This is a genomic window from Bavariicoccus seileri WCC 4188 (assembly GCF_000421665.1).
GTDB lineage: Bacteria > Bacillota > Bacilli > Lactobacillales > Aerococcaceae > Bavariicoccus > Bavariicoccus seileri.
On record NZ_ATXL01000015.1, the window covers coordinates 18,274 to 35,428 of the forward strand.

At 38.2% G+C, this 17,155-nt stretch carries 17 protein-coding genes and 1 pseudogene; 2 read left to right on the top strand and 16 right to left on the bottom strand.

Translation table 11 applies throughout. The features are described from left to right. Window positions 1-6 precede the first annotated feature (6 nt). The 7 genes and pseudogenes from arsB (H541_RS0104575) to arsA (H541_RS12505) all read right to left on the bottom strand — a co-directional run. Window positions 7-1,062 (bottom strand): arsenite efflux transporter membrane subunit ArsB, encoded by a 1,056-nt coding sequence (gene arsB / locus H541_RS0104575; RefSeq protein ID WP_003744449.1) that lies wholly within the window; start codon window positions 1,060-1,062, stop codon window positions 7-9. A gap of 29 nt (window positions 1,063-1,091) precedes the next feature. Then, entirely contained in the window at window positions 1,092-2,171 is a 1,080-nt protein-coding gene (gene arsB, locus H541_RS0104580; RefSeq protein ID WP_240470898.1) for an arsenite efflux transporter membrane subunit ArsB, read from the bottom strand. Window positions 2,172-2,250: 79 nt separating this feature from the next. Beyond that, window positions 2,251-3,993, bottom strand: coding sequence for an arsenite efflux transporter ATPase subunit ArsA (gene arsA / locus H541_RS0104585; protein WP_022796166.1), 1,743 nt, complete (start codon window positions 3,991-3,993; stop codon window positions 2,251-2,253). Window positions 3,994-4,028: 35 nt separating this feature from the next. After that, complete coding sequence (arsR, locus tag H541_RS0104590; protein WP_022796167.1) at window positions 4,029-4,394, bottom strand: As(III)-sensing metalloregulatory transcriptional repressor ArsR; 366 nt, start codon at window positions 4,392-4,394, stop codon at window positions 4,029-4,031. Between the two features lie 131 nt (window positions 4,395-4,525). Then, window positions 4,526-4,897: an arsenite efflux transporter metallochaperone ArsD gene (gene arsD, locus H541_RS0104595; protein ID WP_022796168.1), complete on the bottom strand. Its 372-nt coding sequence runs from the start codon at window positions 4,895-4,897 to the stop codon at window positions 4,526-4,528. Between the two features lies 1 nt (window position 4,898). Beyond that, on the bottom strand, window positions 4,899-5,192 hold the full coding sequence (locus tag H541_RS0104600) for an ArsR/SmtB family transcription factor (RefSeq protein WP_022796169.1): 294 nt from the start codon (window positions 5,190-5,192) through the stop codon (window positions 4,899-4,901). Between the two features lie 222 nt (window positions 5,193-5,414). Further along, window positions 5,415-6,116, bottom strand: a pseudogene (gene arsA / locus H541_RS12505) (arsenite efflux transporter ATPase subunit ArsA); the annotation flags it as partial. 167 nt (window positions 6,117-6,283) lie between these two features. Between arsA (H541_RS12505) and H541_RS0104615 the strand changes: the two are divergent. Next, entirely contained in the window at window positions 6,284-7,240 is a 957-nt protein-coding gene (locus tag H541_RS0104615; protein ID WP_022796172.1) for an IS30 family transposase, read from the top strand. Window positions 7,241-7,451: 211 nt separating this feature from the next. On the opposite strand, the gene sufB is transcribed toward H541_RS0104615, so the two are convergent. The 5 genes from sufB to sufC are packed head-to-tail and all read right to left on the bottom strand — an operon-like array spanning window position 7,452 to window position 12,574. Continuing rightward, window positions 7,452-8,846 carry a Fe-S cluster assembly protein SufB gene (gene sufB / locus H541_RS0104620; RefSeq protein WP_022796173.1) on the bottom strand — a complete coding sequence of 465 codons (1,395 nt, stop codon included), beginning with the start codon at window positions 8,844-8,846 and terminating at the stop codon, window positions 7,452-7,454. Next, on the bottom strand, window positions 8,839-9,306 hold the full coding sequence (sufU, locus tag H541_RS0104625; protein WP_022796174.1) for a Fe-S cluster assembly sulfur transfer protein SufU: 468 nt from the start codon (window positions 9,304-9,306) through the stop codon (window positions 8,839-8,841). Before sufU ends, sufB begins: the two co-directional genes overlap by 8 nt. Beyond that, window positions 9,293-10,522, bottom strand: a complete 1,230-nt coding sequence (locus tag H541_RS0104630; RefSeq protein ID WP_026501622.1) for an aminotransferase class V-fold PLP-dependent enzyme — start codon at window positions 10,520-10,522, stop codon at window positions 9,293-9,295. The genes sufU and H541_RS0104630 overlap by 14 nt, the downstream gene beginning before the upstream one ends. Then, complete coding sequence (sufD, locus tag H541_RS0104635) at window positions 10,512-11,789, bottom strand: Fe-S cluster assembly protein SufD (RefSeq protein ID WP_022796176.1); 1,278 nt, start codon at window positions 11,787-11,789, stop codon at window positions 10,512-10,514. The genes H541_RS0104630 and sufD overlap by 11 nt, the downstream gene beginning before the upstream one ends. An 11-nt stretch (window positions 11,790-11,800) precedes the next feature. Continuing rightward, window positions 11,801-12,574: a Fe-S cluster assembly ATPase SufC gene (gene sufC / locus H541_RS0104640; protein ID WP_022796177.1), complete on the bottom strand. Its 774-nt coding sequence runs from the start codon at window positions 12,572-12,574 to the stop codon at window positions 11,801-11,803. Window positions 12,575-12,961: 387 nt separating this feature from the next. Here sufC and H541_RS0104645 point away from each other — a divergent pair, with 387 nt between their 5' ends. After that, entirely contained in the window at window positions 12,962-13,705 is a 744-nt protein-coding gene (locus H541_RS0104645) for a gamma-glutamyl-gamma-aminobutyrate hydrolase family protein (protein ID WP_022796178.1), read from the top strand. Between the two features lie 201 nt (window positions 13,706-13,906). Here the strand turns inward: H541_RS0104645 and H541_RS0104650 are convergent, their stop codons facing one another. From H541_RS0104650 to H541_RS11565, 4 genes are all read right to left on the bottom strand, one after another. Continuing rightward, window positions 13,907-14,365, bottom strand: a complete 459-nt coding sequence (locus H541_RS0104650; protein ID WP_022796179.1) for a hypothetical protein — start codon at window positions 14,363-14,365, stop codon at window positions 13,907-13,909. Between the two features lie 141 nt (window positions 14,366-14,506). Further along, window positions 14,507-14,875 (bottom strand): glycine cleavage system H family protein, encoded by a 369-nt coding sequence (locus H541_RS0104655; protein ID WP_022796180.1) that lies wholly within the window; start codon window positions 14,873-14,875, stop codon window positions 14,507-14,509. 72 nt (window positions 14,876-14,947) lie between these two features. Further along, complete coding sequence (locus tag H541_RS0104660) at window positions 14,948-16,135, bottom strand: FtsW/RodA/SpoVE family cell cycle protein (RefSeq protein WP_022796181.1); 1,188 nt, start codon at window positions 16,133-16,135, stop codon at window positions 14,948-14,950. Beyond that, entirely contained in the window at window positions 16,135-17,019 is an 885-nt protein-coding gene (locus H541_RS11565; RefSeq protein ID WP_022796182.1) for a YihY/virulence factor BrkB family protein, read from the bottom strand. Before H541_RS11565 ends, H541_RS0104660 begins: the two co-directional genes overlap by 1 nt. Between the last annotated feature and the right edge of the window lie 136 nt (window positions 17,020-17,155).

The following is a 17,155-nucleotide window of genomic DNA, read 5'->3' on the forward strand; positions in this document are numbered from 1 at the left end:
CCTTTTTTAAGTTTGCTTAAAATATTTTTGCTTAAATTTCAATGCTACATTTACTAAACCAATCAAAACCGGAACTTCCACTAGTGGACCAATTACTGCTGCAAAGGCTTCCCCTGAATTAATACCAAATACGCCAACTGCTACCGCAATTGCTAATTCAAAATTATTGCTCGCTGCGGTAAACGATAATGAAGCTGCAATTGGATAACTGGTTCCCATACGTTTAGAAATAAAGAATGAAACAAAGAACATAAGGACAAAATAAATGAGTAATGGAATGGCAATCCTTACTACATCCATTGGAAGTTCAATGACTTTTTCTCCTTTAACGGAGAACATCACAACAATTGTAAATAATAAGGCAACCAATGTAATTGGACTAATTTTAGGAATGAATTTTTCTTCATACCATTTCTTTCCTTTTTTCTTTATTAGAATCCAACGAGATAAAAAGCCTGCAATGAAAGGAATACCTAAATAAATGAAAACACTTGTTGCAATCTCACCCATTCCAATTGAAACAGCATGCGTTTCTAAGCCTAACCATCCCGGAATAACTGTCACAAAAATATAGGCAAACACTGAATAAAAGATAATTTGAAAAATGGAATTGAACGCCACTAATCCTGCCGTATACTCATTGTCCGCTTGAGCTAAGTTACTCCACACAATTACCATTGCAATACAACGAGCCAGACCAATCATAATTAACCCCACCATATATTCAGGATAATCATGTAAAAAGACAACAGCTAAAATAAACATTAAAATGGGACCGACAATCCAGTTTTGGAAAAGTGATAATAATAAAACCTTCCAATCTTTAAAGACACGCCACATCTCTTCATATTTCACCTTAGCTAACGGTGGATACATCATTAATATCAAGCCTATCGCAATAGGTATAGAAGTTGTTCCAACTTCCAGTTTATTTATTCCTGTCACAACCTCTGGTACAAAATAACCTAATCCAATACCAAAGCCCATTGCAAGAAAAATCCAGAGGGTTAAATAACGATCCAATAATGATAATTTTTTTGTTACACCTGCCACAATCAACATCTCCAAGTAATAAATTTAGTCTTCTTAAACTAGCTTCTTAACGATTGAGGTAACTCATTCTTTTGAAACCATCCAACTGTACTATTCGCAACTTTAACTAATAGCAACATGACTGGTACTTCAACCAATACGCCCACTACTGTTGCTAATGTTGCCCCTGACTGTAAACCAAATAGTGAGATGGCTACTGCTACAGATAATTCAAAGAAATTACTAGCTCCAACCATGCCTGCCGGAGCAGCAATCGAATGAGGCAACTTCCAAAAGCGAGCCCATGTATACGCAATAGCAAAAATAAATAGTGTTTGAATGGTTAGCGGAATTGCAATCAAAAGAATGTGCAGTGGATTATTCAAGATTCTTTCACCTTGAAAAGAAAAAATAATCACTAGCGTTAAGAGCAGCCCAATAATCGTAACCTTATCAATTTTTTTTAGAAATACTGTTTCAAAATAATGAAGTCCTTTATTTTTTATGATGAATGTTCGAGTGACAACACCTAAAAGAAGTGGAATCACTACGAATAAAACAGTCGACAAAATCAATGTATTAATTGGAACAGCTACATTTCCAGCACCTAATAAAACAGCAACGATTGGCGCATACAACACTAAAATAATTAAATCATTAATCGCAACTTGAACCAATGTATAAGCTGGATCTCCTTTAGTTAAGTAACTCCAAACAAAGACCATTGCAGTACAAGGTGCCGCACCTAACAATACTGCTCCTGCGACATATTCTTTGGCTAAATCATTTGGGATAATCCCTTTAAATACAACGAAAAAGAAAAAAGCTGAAATGGCGTACATTGTAAATGGTTTAATTAACCAATTCACTGTACAGGTTACAATCAAACCTTTAGGTTTCTTAGCTGCATTGACAATACTAGTAAAATCTATTTTCAACATCATCGGATAGATCATCAACCAAATTAAGATTGCTGTTGGAATAGATACTTGATAATACTCGAATTTCCCTAAAGTTGCTGGAACAGCTGGCAAATATTTTCCAATTAAAACACCCGTAACCATACACAAAGCCACCCAAAGCGTTAAATATTTTTCAAATATTCCCAATCCTTTTTGTTCTTCTTTTTCCATCATCATCTTCCTCCATCATAAAATTCAAATAAGTGCATGATAGATAGAAAAATTTCTATCTATCAATTAAAAAAATAAAATGCTTCTAATTCAATATATTGTGTAGTGCTTCTCCAGAGATTTCTTCTGCATGCCATTCTACAACCCCATAATGATTATTAGATAATTCTGCTACTTTATCAATCCAAGTATTTTCATTTTGTGCTCGGGCTAGTAACATTGGATTTGTTGTACCACTTGTTAACATACTGTTATTCACGACCCACCATGTATGAGCAATGCCTGCTCGATCCAAGTCTTCCTGTAGTCGCATAGATTCATAAACAGGTGTTGTTTCAGGTAAAGTGACCATGACCACTTCGGTTTCTTTTCCATCTTGCAAACGAGGTAAGAGACGTTTCACTGATTCTGGTACTTCACCAGATGTCCGCTCTACTTCTTTATGGTAGCTTTGGGTAGAATCAAGTAATAGTAATGTATGTCCTGTTGGTGCGGTGTCAATAACTACCACATCACAATCGGCATCATCCACAATCTCTGCAAAAGCTCTGAATACAGCGATTTCTTGTGTACAAGGCGAACGTAAATCTTCTTCTACATAAGCAACATCATCTGGTGACATCGTTTCACGAGCCTTGCTTAATACTTCTTCTGTATAATCTGCTAATTCCTTGTCCTCATCGATATGACTCACCTTGATTTGATCGGATTCAGAAATCACAAATTGTAAATGAGCAGCTGGATCGGTTGTAGCCAAATGAACTTTCTTGCCTTTATCTGCTAAACCAGTGGCAATTGCCGCAGCAATAGTCGTTTTCCCAACGCCACCTTTCCCCATTGTAAAAATCACTTTTTTACCAGATTGATGCAACTCATTCACGATGTCTTTCAATCTAGGAAATGCTCTTGGTGTGACTATTTCAGTTAAAAAGTCACCTTGATTGGATTTCAACAATTGGCGTAGATTTTCAACACCAGTCACATTGTAAGAACGTAAAGGAATACTGTACTCAGGAAAAGCTTTCAAACTATCTGGCATTTGTGCCAACGCTTCTTGTTGTCCATCATAAATCAATTGAGATACTTTATCTGTTGCTTCCTCTAAGACGCCATTCACTAATAAAACTTGATTTTCAATGCCTATCTCTTGTAATTCTTTAGAAGCTCGATCTGCTTCTAAAAGTGGTGCCTTTTGTGGTCTTGTTACAAGCATTAAAGTTGTTTTTGCTCCATCAGCTAATGTGGCTACAGCATGCTCATAAATTTCCTTTTTATCACCTAAACCAGATAATTGACCTAAGCAAGAAGCTCCTGTTGTATTTTCATCCATAAAATTACTCCATGCAGATGGTAACTGTAACATTCTTAACGTGTGACCTGTTGGTGCAGTATCAAAAATAATATAATCATACTTTTTCTCTGCTTCTGGATCAGTTAAAAAACCAGAAAATTCATTAAATGCAGCAATCTCTACTGTACAAGAACCAGATAATTGTTCCTCCATATTCGCTAAAGCAGAATCAGGTAGTTTCCCTCTAAATGGTCCTACAACACTTTCTTTATAGTCATCAGCTGCTGTTATAGGATCAAAATTTGCTACAGTTAATCCCGGAACTTCTGCAATTTCTTTCCCTTTATTTGTTAATTCTGTTTGAAAAACATCTTGTAAATTACTTGCTGGATCGGTACTGACTAACATAACTTTTTTCCCACTATCTGCTATATAAGTAGCAGTGCCACAAGCAGTCGTTGTTTTACCAACACCTCCCTTTCCTGTAAAAAATAGATACTTTGTTAATGGTAACTGATCTGGTAGGTACAATTTCATGTTTAGTTTCCTCCTTTAAATTTAACATCATCATTCTAAGCAGTTGTTACTTTCTTTGTAGCTATTACTCTCCCTTTACCCTCACAAGAACATGCAGCATTATCAATCGTATGACAAATACAGTCATCTGTGTTTTGAATGATTTTTTGAATGATACCAGATAATACTTTCATATTCTCCGCATTCAATGAATAGTTGTGCCATGTCCCTGATTTTCTGGCTTGAACAATCCCTGCATTCATTAACACTTTCATGTGATGGGAATGTGTTGGTTGCGTAAATTCAAAATGCTCTAATAAATCACATGCACAACGCTCACCACAAGAGACCATATCCACAATTTGAACTCTTTTTGGGTCTCCTAATGCTTTAAAAACTTTTGCTGTTAATTCATAATCCATCTTTCATCCCTTTATACATAGAAGTTCTTCTATATAATATAGATGTCCATCTATCTATTGTCAATAGATTCTGTCTCACTTAATAAAAAAGCCTATGAGAATCTCTTCTCATAAGCTTTAGTTTCTTCGTTTTAGCAACATCCAGATGATGGAGAGCAGCAACTATTTGATTGTTCTTCTTTCTTATCCTCTGAGAAATTAACACCAGTATAGACACTAAACTCCTCATTTGACGGATAACCAGCCATTTTCACAATCTCACCATCTAATAAAACAACTGGTAGTATGTCAGGTCCTTTAGACTGTAACAACTCCCCAATTTTTTCATTTTCTACGAATGCCGCAGGATTACCTGTTAAATTAAAACGCTCTACTTGTACACCATCGGCTTTTTCCAATGTTTGAATAATAGAGGAAACTCGAAGCAATTCTGTATCTACTCCGGGACCACAAACTCCTGTGTCACAACACATTGCTGGTTCGTACAACGATACTTTACTCATTTTAAATAACTCCTTCTTTTTGTTTTGTATTCAATATCTGATGTATTAATTCTTGAAATTCTTCAATGTTCTCTGTTACCAGAGAATAATATTGCCATTTGCCTTCTTTACGTGCGGTTACTACTCCCGCCTCAATTAAAACCTTCATATGATGTGATAGTGTCGGCTGAGTAAAATCAAAATTATCCAAAATATCACATGCACACTTTTCACCAGTTGAAATCATATCTAATATTTGAAGTCTATTAGGCTCTGCAATTGCCTTCATAATTTTTGATAATCCTAAATAATCCATATTCTCACCTCCACATAGATATTCATCTATATTTAATATAGATGAATATCTATGTTTTGTCAATGAGTAGTTATATTCTATCGTAAACTATAAAATATCTCTTAAAGCATCTCCTGAAATATCCTCAGCTTTCCATTCAATCACTGCGTAATGATTGTTAGACAGCTCTGCTACCTTTTGAATAGCATAAACTTCCTCAGATACTTTATCTGTTGCTTCTTACAGTACCCCATTAATAATTAATGCTTGATTTTTAATCCCCATTTCTTCCAATTCTTTTGAAGCTCTATCCGCTTCTAATAAAGACGTTTTTTGTGGTCTCGTTACCAACATCAGCGTCGTTTTCTGACCGTCAATTAAGGTTTTAACAGCCAGATCATACATTTCATTTTTGTCTACAGCACCTGATAATTGGCCTAAAGGAGCAGTTGCGGTCTCATTCTCATCTAAATAATTATTCCAAGCAGAAGGTAATTGAAGCATTTTCAGAGTATGACCTGTTGGGGCAGTATCAAAAATAATATGATCAAATTTTGTAGAGGCTCCTTTATCCGTTAAAAAATTGGTAAATTAATTAAATGAGGCTATCTCTACAGTACAAGAGCCTGACAATTGTTCTTCCATATTTTCCAAAACTTAATCTGGCAATTTACCACTATAAGGTCCTACAATACTTTCTTTATAGTCATTAGCCGCCTCCACAGGGTCAAAGTTAGCGACAACTAAACCTTCTACATTAGGAATTTTAGTCCCTTTATTTGATAGTTCTAATTCAAAGACATCCTGCAAATTGCTTGCTGGGTCGGTACTAACCAACATGACTTGTTTCCCTTTGTCAGCTAGATAAGTTGCTGTAGCACTAGCTGTAGAAGTTTTCCCAAAGCCTCCTTTACCTGTGAAAAATAGATATTTCGTTAAATGAATGTCCTATGGTTGATACATTTCCATGATATTTCCTCCTAAATTTTTATTCATTTACACCTGTAAAATTTTCAAATCGCCGATTGTAAAATTAAGCTAGACAACTAAAAAAGTCATTTGTGCTACACTCAAGATAGTTCCGACTAAAGAATTATAAGGAGTGAGTACAAATGACCTGCACTCATCTTACTACACATGAACTAGTATTAATAGAATCTTATGCAAAAATCAACCAATCGGTTGCTTGGACTGCTCAATTGCTCAAAAGGTCAAGGCAAACAATCCATAAGGTCTATCTCTTCTTGAAAAAGGGAAGTACAGCACTAGACTACTATAGGCAATACAAGGAAAATAAAAAGAATTGTGGTCGCCATTTAACTCGTTTACCTGAAAGTCAAAAGAAATATGTTCAAAAAATGGTGGCTCAAGAGAGGACACCTGATGTCATCGTTGGCCGTGAAGATCACCCAATTGCCTGTTCTGTTCGGACACTCTATCGCCTATTTGATCGAGAAATATTTAACCGATCTGAGTTACCCATGAAGGGTAAACGCAAACCGAATGGTCATCAAGAAAAACGTGGTAAACAGGCCTTTCGCCGCTCGATTCATGAGAGGGACAATGACCACCACTTTTCGCAAGAGTTTGGCCACTTAGAAGGCGACACCATCGTTGGTCATAAACACAAAAGTGCTGTTATAACGTTAGTAGAACGGCTCTCTAAAGTGATTATCACCTTAAAACCCGTAGGGCGAAAAGCTTTAGACATTGAAAACAGATTGAATAAGTGGTTTGAATCAGTCCCAAAAAATTTATTTAAGTCAATCACTTTTGATTGTGGAAAAGAATTTTCAAACTGGAAACAAATCAGCAATCAAAACGATATTGATATCTATTTTGCAGACCCTGGCACGCCCTCTCAACGTGGATTAAACGAAAACTCTAATGGTCCATTGCGTAGAGATGGTTTACCAAAAGAAATGGACTTCAATAAAGTAGATGAGTCCTTTATTCAAGCTGTTGCGACTAAACGGAATCATATTCCCAGAAAATCATTAAACTACCGAACACCAATTGAAGTATTCTTGAGTGATATAGATGATCAAGAGTTGTCCAACTTAATTTGACAAATGAAAAATAATAAACATTATTCTCCTAATTCAAATATTTATCGTTGCAAACGTGTAGACCACAAGGATTCAAGGTAACTCGTTTTGTCTACAAGTGTTATTGGTTTTGTTGTTAAGGTACTAAAAAGGATACCAAAATTATAGCATTCAAAAAAAGAACTAGTTAAGATCATTACTACAACAACCAAAACTAGTTCTTTAATTTATACTACCCCACTGACCCTTCCATCTCATAACTAATCAGTCGGTTGAGTTCAACGGCATATTCCATTGGTAATTCCTTCGTAAACGGCTCCACAAATCCCATAATAATCATCTCAGTTGCCTCTGATTCACTAATCCCACGCGACATCAGATAAAACAACTGTTCTTCCGATATCTTCGACACCTTCGCTTCATGTTCCAGCGTCGCCTTACTATTATGGATTTCATTAAACGGAATGGTATCCGATTTAGACAACTCATCCATAATAATCGTATCACACTCAATATGAGACGCACTATACTCAGCTGCTTTGTCAAAGGTCACTTGACCACGGTAATTCACTTCTCCGCCATCTTTACTAATCGACTTAGAAACCACCGAACTCGAGGTATGTGGTGCATTATGAATCATCTTACACCCGGTATCTTGGACTTGATTCTTACCCGCAAAGGCTACTGACAGCATCGTTCCACGGGCACCTTCTCCTTCAAGAAACACACTAGGGTATTTCATCGTCGTCTTAGCTCCTAGATTACCGTCTACCCATTCAACTGTCGCATCTTTTGCCGCTCTAGCACGTTTCGTCACCAAATTGTAGACATTGTCAGACCAGTTTTGAATGGTCGTATACCGACAATAGCCACCTTCTTCAACAAAAATCTCAACAATAGCCGCATGTAAACTATTCTCAGAATAAGTTGGTGCTGTACATCCTTCAACGTAATGAATGCTGGCTCCTTCATCTACAATGATCAATGTCCGCTCAAATTGTCCCATCCCTGGGTCATTGATTCTAAAATAGGTTTGTAAAGGCACATCACATTTGACACCTTTAGGTACGTAAATAAATGTCCCACCAGACCAAACGGCCGAATTCAATGCTGCTAGTTTATTATCCGTTGGTGGTACCAATTTACCAAAGTACTTCTTAAGCAACTCAGGATATTCTTTTAAAGCCGAATCGGTATCGGTAAAGATGATTCCTAATTTATCGAATTCATCTTTCATATTGTGATACACCACTTCGGATTCAAATTGAGCGGCAGCTCCGGCTAGGTAGGCCCGTTCTGCTTCTGGAATCCCAATACGTTCAAAGGTATCTTTGATTTTATCCGGCACATCATCCCAACTTCTTGCTGGTTTATCCGTCGACCGTCTAAAATAGGTGATGTCATTAAAATCAATATCAGAAAGATCTGGTCCCCATTTTTGCATCGGTATTTTATCAAATACCTTGTACGATCTTAAGCGATAGTCCGTCATCCACTCGGGTTCTTTCTTAATCGCACTGATTTTTGCAACGACATCTTTTGACAGACCTTTCCCAGTATCGTAAAGCGATTTGACGTCCTCATGAAAACCATACTGATAATCATTTTTTACTGGAATCTCACTCATCTGTCTCATCCTCTCTTTCATCAATCACTGGCCCTTTTGGTTTATACTCCTCAATTGCTTTCCAACTCAACGTTGCACATTTGATTCGAGCCGGGAATTTCGCCACACCTGATAGAATAGCTGCATCGCCAAGATCGTTAGGATCACCGAGTTCTCCTTGAACCATCAAACTGAATTCTTGTGCTAAAAACTTTGCTTCTTCTATTGTTTTACCAATAATCACATCACACATCATGCTGGCACTTGCTTGGCTGATTGTACAACCGACACCTTCAAACCTTGCATCCGTGATGATGCCATCCGTTTCGACGAACTCAAAGGTCAAGGTATCCCCGCATGATGGATTATGCACCGTGACACGTGTCCCATTGTCATCTTCTCTTAACCCATGATGGTGCGGATGTTGTGCATGATCTAAGATCACTTGACGGTATAATTGTTCTAAATTAGATAAGCCCATTCCCAAAAAACTCCTTCACGACCGGTATCGTCTCTAAAAAGTGTTTCGCTTCTGCTGGTGTATTGTAAAAATAAAAACTTGCTCTGACACTTGAATCGATTCCTAAATGCCTCATCAAGGGTTGAGCACAGTGGTGACCGGCTCTGACTGCGATACCTTCCATGTCAAACGCTGTCGCAACATCATGTGGATGGATACCTGTGATATTGAAACTGAAAACGGCTGTTCGTTGGTCCGGTCCGTAGACCTCAATACCAGGTATAGTCTTTAATACGGGTAAGACCACATCAGTCAGTTTTTTTTCATAGCTAGCTATCTCTGTCATCCCCACTGACTGGAGATAATCGATAGCTGCCTTTATACCCACTGCCCCTGAAATATTTGGCGTCCCACCTTCTAAACGATAAGGTAAATCTGCAAAGGTCGATTGAAAATCGCCAACGGTTTGGATCATTTCTCCTCCAAACTCTTGGGGTGTCAGTTGATCCAATAAGTCAAATTTACCATACAAAATGCCTATACCAGTTGGTGCTAACATTTTATGCCCACTGAAGCAATAAAAATCACAATTGAGGTCGGTGACATCCACCGGCATATGTGGAACAGCTTGTGCCCCATCAACTACAATGTACCCTTTATTTTGGTGCATGACGTCCGCTAGTTTCCGTATTGGATTAACGGTCCCCAACACATTCGATGCATGTGTAATTGCTAGTAGTTTATCCTTAGGACCTAAGACGTGCTTAAAGGATTCAAGATCGATCCGGCCATCTTTAGTCATTGGAAGGTAAACAAGGTTAGCACCTGTTTCATGTGCCACCTGTTGCCAGGGAACCAGGTTAGAATGATGCTCCATTGGAGAGACGACAATATTATCGCCTGGTTTCAGAATCTTGCTTGCAAAACCTTTTGCTACCCAGTTTAGACTTTGCGTCGTCCCTTTTGTAAAGATGACCTCTTGTCGTTTGGAGGCATGAATAAAGTCTTTGACGGTATCCCTAGAATTCTCATAGGCTATTGTTGCCCGATTGGCCAGTGTATGGACACCGCGGTGGACATTAGCATTATCATGTTGGTAAAAAGCAGCTACACGCTCTAAGACACTGATTGGTTTCTGTGTTGTTGCGGCATTATCAAGATAAATCAATGGCTCGTCATTCACTCGTTGATTCAAAATCGGAAAATCTTTGCGGATAGTGGTTGGATCAATCTTCATCATATCCCAACTTTCTGTCAATCAACCGAATAAGCTCTTTCCGGATTCTTGCTACCGAAATGGAACTAATGACCTTTCCTAGAAAGCCCCTAATAACTAGGCGCTTTGCCATCTCTTCGCTTAGTCCTCTACTCTTTAAATAAAATAACTGCTCATCATCGATTTGACCAACACTGGCTGCGTGTCCTGCAGTCACGTCGTGCTCATCAATCAACAGAATCGGATTGGCGTCTCCTCTAGCTTGGTCAGATAACATCAACACACGACTTTCTTGTTGGGCATCCGACCCATGAGCTTTCTTCAAAATATGGCCGATTCCATTGAAAGTCAAGGTCGAGCGATCCATAATAACACCGTGCTGTAAGATATGTCCGACCGAATACGGAGCAATATTGGTCACACGAGTGTCGATCCCAACAATCTGCTTGCCACTCGAAATAGCGACAATATTGACATAGCTTTGACTGCCATAGCCAACAAGATCAGCGTCGAAATCACCAATCAAGTTGCCTTCTGTCATCTCACCGATTGCCCATTCAATCACAGCATCTTTTTCTAGATGAGAGCGTCTGTTCAAATAAATATGATTATGCGGTCCAAGATTATCTAAGGCTGTATATTGCACTTTAGCTCCACTGTTCAAAAGCAACTCGACCACAATATTAGCACTATTAGGCACATCTCCGACTGTTTCCCATTGCTCGATGTATTCGAACCGACTATTTTCTCCGGCAATAACCAGGACATGCTTATTGAAAGCTTGCTTTTGTGTACTATCTTGAATCAAACGAGCAACAATTGGTTGGTCTACTTCTACATTGGCCGGGACATAGATCACAATCCCAGAATTTAAATAAGCTCTATGGTAGGCTGTCAGATTATTTTCTGTAACTGGCACCCCTTTAGTCATCAAGTTGTCTTTAATCAGATCTGGATAAGCGGTCATTGCTTCAAAGAGATCCATCACCACTACACCTTGGTCGATCAAGGCTTGGTCTAACCCAACTGCGACAGTTTGATTGCCATACTGAATGATCTTAGCAGGCTCATTATCGTCAATGGTCATAGCAGGCTCAACAGCGGCATACTCGCTCACAAAAGCTTCACCCATCTCTTGTTGCATTAACGGCCATCGATTGAATTTGACCCGTTCTACCACAGGGGGATCTAATTGATCAATCACTGCTTTTGCTTTTTCACGAGCTTCAACAGACCAGTTAGGTTCTTCCTTTAATGCTGCAAATGTTTCGATTGTTTCTGTTGGCATACTGGTTCCCCCTATTTTTCTGGCTCTGCTATGGTGATTCCTAATTCTTCACTCAATCCCACATATCCTTCTGCTTCAAGTTGCTTGGCTAGTTCGGCATCGCCAGTTTTAACAATCCGTCCACCCATCATGATGTGAACTACATCAGGTGTAATATAATTCAATAAACGTTGGTAATGCGTAATGATCATGGCTCCAAAATCTGGGCCACGTAAGCCGTTCACACCTTTTGAAACAACTTTTAAGGCGTCAATGTCAAGACCGGAATCAATTTCATCAAGGATTGCAAATTTTGGTTCTATCATCATCAACTGCAAGATTTCATTTCGTTTCTTCTCGCCACCTGAAAAGCCTTCATTCAAATACCGTTCAGCCATTTCTTCTTTCATATCGAGAACAGCCATTTTCTCATCTAATTTTTGGATAAAGTCACGAACTCCTATTTTATGATCATCATCACGTCTTGAATTGATGGCACTCCTCATAAATTCGGCATTAGTAACTCCTGCGATTTCGCTCGGATATTGCATAGCTAAGAAAAGACCAGCACGCGCTCGTTCATCAACCTCCTGACTTAAAATATCGATATCATCCAACCAGACTTCGCCCTCAGTAACTTCATAACTAGGATGACCCATGATTGCTGCAGAAAGGGTTGATTTTCCCGTACCATTTGGACCCATGATAGCGTGAATTTCACCCGTATGCATCACTAAATCGACACCCTTTAGGATTTCCTTACCATCGATTGAAACATGTAGATTTTTTACCGTTAACGTTGACATGTTATTCTCCCTCTAATCTTTTTTATTAGTTCGTCATTGATGATACTCCAATAATAATACTCTGTTGATAATACTTTGTTGATAATAATCTGTTGATAAAACATCGTTTATAACACTCATTAAGACAATAACCATTATCCCCTAGTTGGCAGTTGCTTCCTTAACCTAAAAATTGCCTTTTAAAACGCTATTTGACGTGACTAACTGTAATCATTCTTTCTTATTTTAGCCCAATAAGGCGTTAAATTCAAAATGCATCTTTTCACATGCTCTTTATTAAGCAAAAGGTTATTTCGCCCAGCTTTTATTAAAAATCTATTGCTTTTTGATTTGAAGTCTGTAAGATATACCTATAACTATCTATACTTGTGAGGAGGAACGCAATACATGAAACCCATTATCGGCATCATCGGCAACCGCCGTAGCGATTTCAATGAACTCCGCCGATTACCGATTACCTATGTTCCAGATGGCTTTGTGCGAGGCGTACAGCACGCTGGTGGCTTGCCAGTAGTGATTCCTGTCTCAAAACCCGAGCTAGCTGCCGCTTATCTCGAAAGAGTCGACGGTCTATTGCTCGCTGGTGGACAAGATGTCTCGCCCATCCACTACGGAGAAGAACCGCAGTTAAAAGTGAAAGAATCTTATCCTGAAAGAGACCTGTTTGAATTGACCGCTATAAAATTAGCTCTCAGTCGTTATATGCCTATTTTCGCCGTCTGCCGAGGGATGCAGATCTTAAATGTCGCTAAAGGTGGCACACTTTATCAAGATATCTCTCAATACGACCGACTGACTGTCCAACATGACCAAACTACGGATCCCATTTATCCGACACATCATATCAAAGTGATTGAAGACTCCGAGTTACGCCATATTATCGGTCGAGATGTCTTAGTGAATTCCGTTCACCATCAAGCCATCAAAGAACTCTCTGCTGAATTCAAACCAACAGCTTACAGTCCTGATCATTTGATTGAAGCCTTTGAAAGTGCGGACCAGACCCAAAGCGTCGTCGCAGTCCAATGGCATCCAGAACTGTTACTAAATGATTATAAACCCATGCAAGGCTTGTTTGATAACTTTATCGAACGAGTAAGCCACTATATAGAGCTAAACACTCCGTCTTAGTTTGACAGCTAAAAAATCCTATAACATAGTCTGTCTACTCCTGAAATTTGTTTTATAAATCAAAGTAAAACCAATAAAACAAATAGTTTTTGCTTATAAATAAACAGTTCATACAACATTCAATAATGATGTTGTATGAACTGTTTTTATCATTTATTGGAATTATTTGGTATAAACCCCGAGTTGAAACCATGTGCTTTCTTAATCTTCAAATTGTTTTGTGTAAATATCTGTGACAGTAGTATCTGGAGAAATTACAATGTATAAACTACTTGTCTTTTCACTGACTTTCGTCGATTGATACACGTTATCCAATCCTTGAGTGTCTTTATCCTTATAAGGGAAATAAACTAATTCTGGTGTTCCAGTACGGAATAAAATTTCCATCCGTTCAATATCTTGATATTTCAATGCGCGATCAAACATACCGGACTCTAATCCGCCAAGGTTGATATCAGTTGAGGCAACATGATCGCCTTCTTGAAAAATCTCAATCTTGAATCCTTCACATGGATGGATCTCTACAAAGTCTCCCCCGTGAATACGACCAAAACTTGTTGTGATTTGTTTGATCCACAAATCTCCAATGTATCTACGGTCGATTGTCCAAGTTTCGCCATTGCGAAAATAAAATTTTAAAGCAGTCATTTCTCTACTCATTCTATAACGCTCCCCATTCAGTATTTGATACACTTCAATTTTAACATAATAAAGCGCTTCACACCTAAGCATAACCTAGAAATAATAAAAGATAATTTTAGTCATTCTAGCCAATAATGATCTAATTAATAATGCTATAGATTATTCTGTTTCAGTAGTAGCTTCTGGAGTGTAAGGATCTTCTTCTAATAATGTTTCAAAGCTATTAGCATCAACATCATTCAATATCACGATCCAGTTGTCTTCTAGACGCGTGCTATTCAACAATTCAGGGTGATCTTCTAGTTCTTTATGCCAAGTGACTACCTTTCCCTCAATTGGTGTTACAAGCTCAGTAACAGCTTTTGACGCTTCAATATCGAGTAATGTGTCCCCTTCAGCTAAAGTTTCAATCATTGGTAAGCTCACAAAGCTGATTTGTCCCGCATCGTCTCTATTCTTTGAGCCAAAACCAACCGTATATTGATCCCCATCTTGTTTGATCCAAAAGCCATTTTCACTAAATTTCATCGTCTAATCATTCTCCTTGATTTTTTAGTTTGCTTGATATGTTTTTCTATTACTTTTCTTTATACAATATGATTATAACTCATTATCTTCAAACATTGAAGAATTATAGTGGTATCTCATCGACATCATCAACCCAATCCCCATCATATTACCGACTAGGGCTGAACCACCACGTGAAATGAATGGCAATGGAATACCAGTTAGTGGCAATAGCCCGATGCTCATTCCCACATTTTCTATGATATGGAATAAGATCATGCAAATCACCCCGGCAGCAATGTAGGCATAAAATTCGTTTTTCGTATCAAAACAAATACGGACCATTTGATAGATCAGGATGAAGTAAATCAGTAATAAAACACAGCCGCCAACAAAGCCAAAATTTTCACCAATCGTTGAGAAAATCATATCGGATTCACGAACTGGTACATAAACATCAGATTGACCGAAACCTTTTCCAAGTAATTGACCTGACCCAATAGCCTTCATGCTTTGGAAAAGTTGAAAGCCATCGCCCGATTGATCGGAATATGGATTAAGCCACGAGTCTATCCGGGCAAATTGGTAATTTTTAAACCCTATTTTTAGGAGTAATTCTCGATCGACAACTACGATATAAATTAAAATCGCGCCAATAGCTACAATGGAGAGGAAAAATGGGAGAAGAATTCGCCAACTAATACCTGACATCATCAAGATCCCTACAAAAATTGCTAATAAAACTAAGGTTGTCCCCAAGTCGTTTTGAATAATAACCAAAAAAAGTCCTGGGAAGGTAAACAGACAGATTTTTCCAAAAAGAACCCAATCCGTATGAATCGTCCGATCTTTATGCTCCAAATTATGCTCTGTCACCACCCGTGCTAGCATAATAATCAACGCAATTTTAAATATTTCTGAGGGTTGGAAGGATAAAGAACCAATTCTAAACCAACTACGTGCCCCATTACTCTCAAACGTTGCTCGATCGTAAAAAATAAGCACCAAAACTAATAATGCCAGGCCGATACCATAGACGACTGGGGCTAACTTCCATAATTGCTCGGAATCAAATAACATGATCACGATTACCGCAGCAATCCCGACAGCATACCAGACTAATTGCATAATAGCAGGCAATAAGGACCCATTGTCTGGTTGGATATAAGTTGTTGATAAAATCGTCAAAATACTGATCAAAGCAAGCAACATAACACTTAAAATGATGCCGTAATCAATACGTTGATCTCTTTTTTCTCTAAAATGATTAAGTCGTTGCATCAATCTTCCTCTTTCTCTGCCAATAAGGGTTTTTGCGTTTTATCTTCAGGATAATATAGCCGATAGATAAACACGTTGATAAACCCGCCTAAGATAATACTGATTGCGACAAAGTATAACCACATCATTAAGACCATAAAAGCACCAATACTCAGTGTTCCCAAGCCTAATGATGAGCCAAAAAAGCTAACATATAACGAAAAGAGTTGTGAAATCGCCAAGAAGCAAACCGTTAAGAACGCTGATCCTGGGAGAGCAAACTTAAACGACCATTTAACATTTGGTAAGAGCAAATAAATCAATAAACTTGCTGTAAACATCACCAAAATCGTCCCAATCCATTTCATGATTGAAAAGTCGGTTAACAACCGGAAATTAATATCGAATGTTTCTCGCAGGAAGTCAACAATCACATCACCAAAAACAAATAGGAAGGATACCAAAGCAATCGCTCCAGCTACTGCTAATCCGAATAAGAAGGATAACACACGCGCGAAGATGACATTGGACCGTGGTTTAGCACCATAGACTTCATTAATCACATTCTGTAATGCCCCTAATCCCTTTGTAGCTGGCCATAAGGTCACTAAAATACTGATCGATAAAGCACCACCCGTAGACTGATTCAGATAACTCGATAAAATCGGTTCGATCATCCCATAAATGTCTCCAGGCAAAGCTAATTCCAAATAGGATAAAACCTCCTGAGTTGGGATTGGCAATAAAGGAATCAAGTTTGCGATGGCAAGAACCATCGGAGCAAGTGCTAGTAACGCGAAGAAAGCAATACTAGATGCTTGGATCGGTAGATTGACCCGACCCCATGTCGCCATGAAATGTTGAACGAAAGCATTTTGTTTGATCTTATCAAGCCATACTTTCATCAGTTACCTCTCTTTCGTTGCTTTCTTAAAAAGCAAACAGTCTGTTTTATAGTGTAGCATGTTTACTAAAAATTGAAACTACTCTCCCTAAAGTTTAACATTTTTTTGAAAATTTCGCCTTAAAAAGACTACTGAG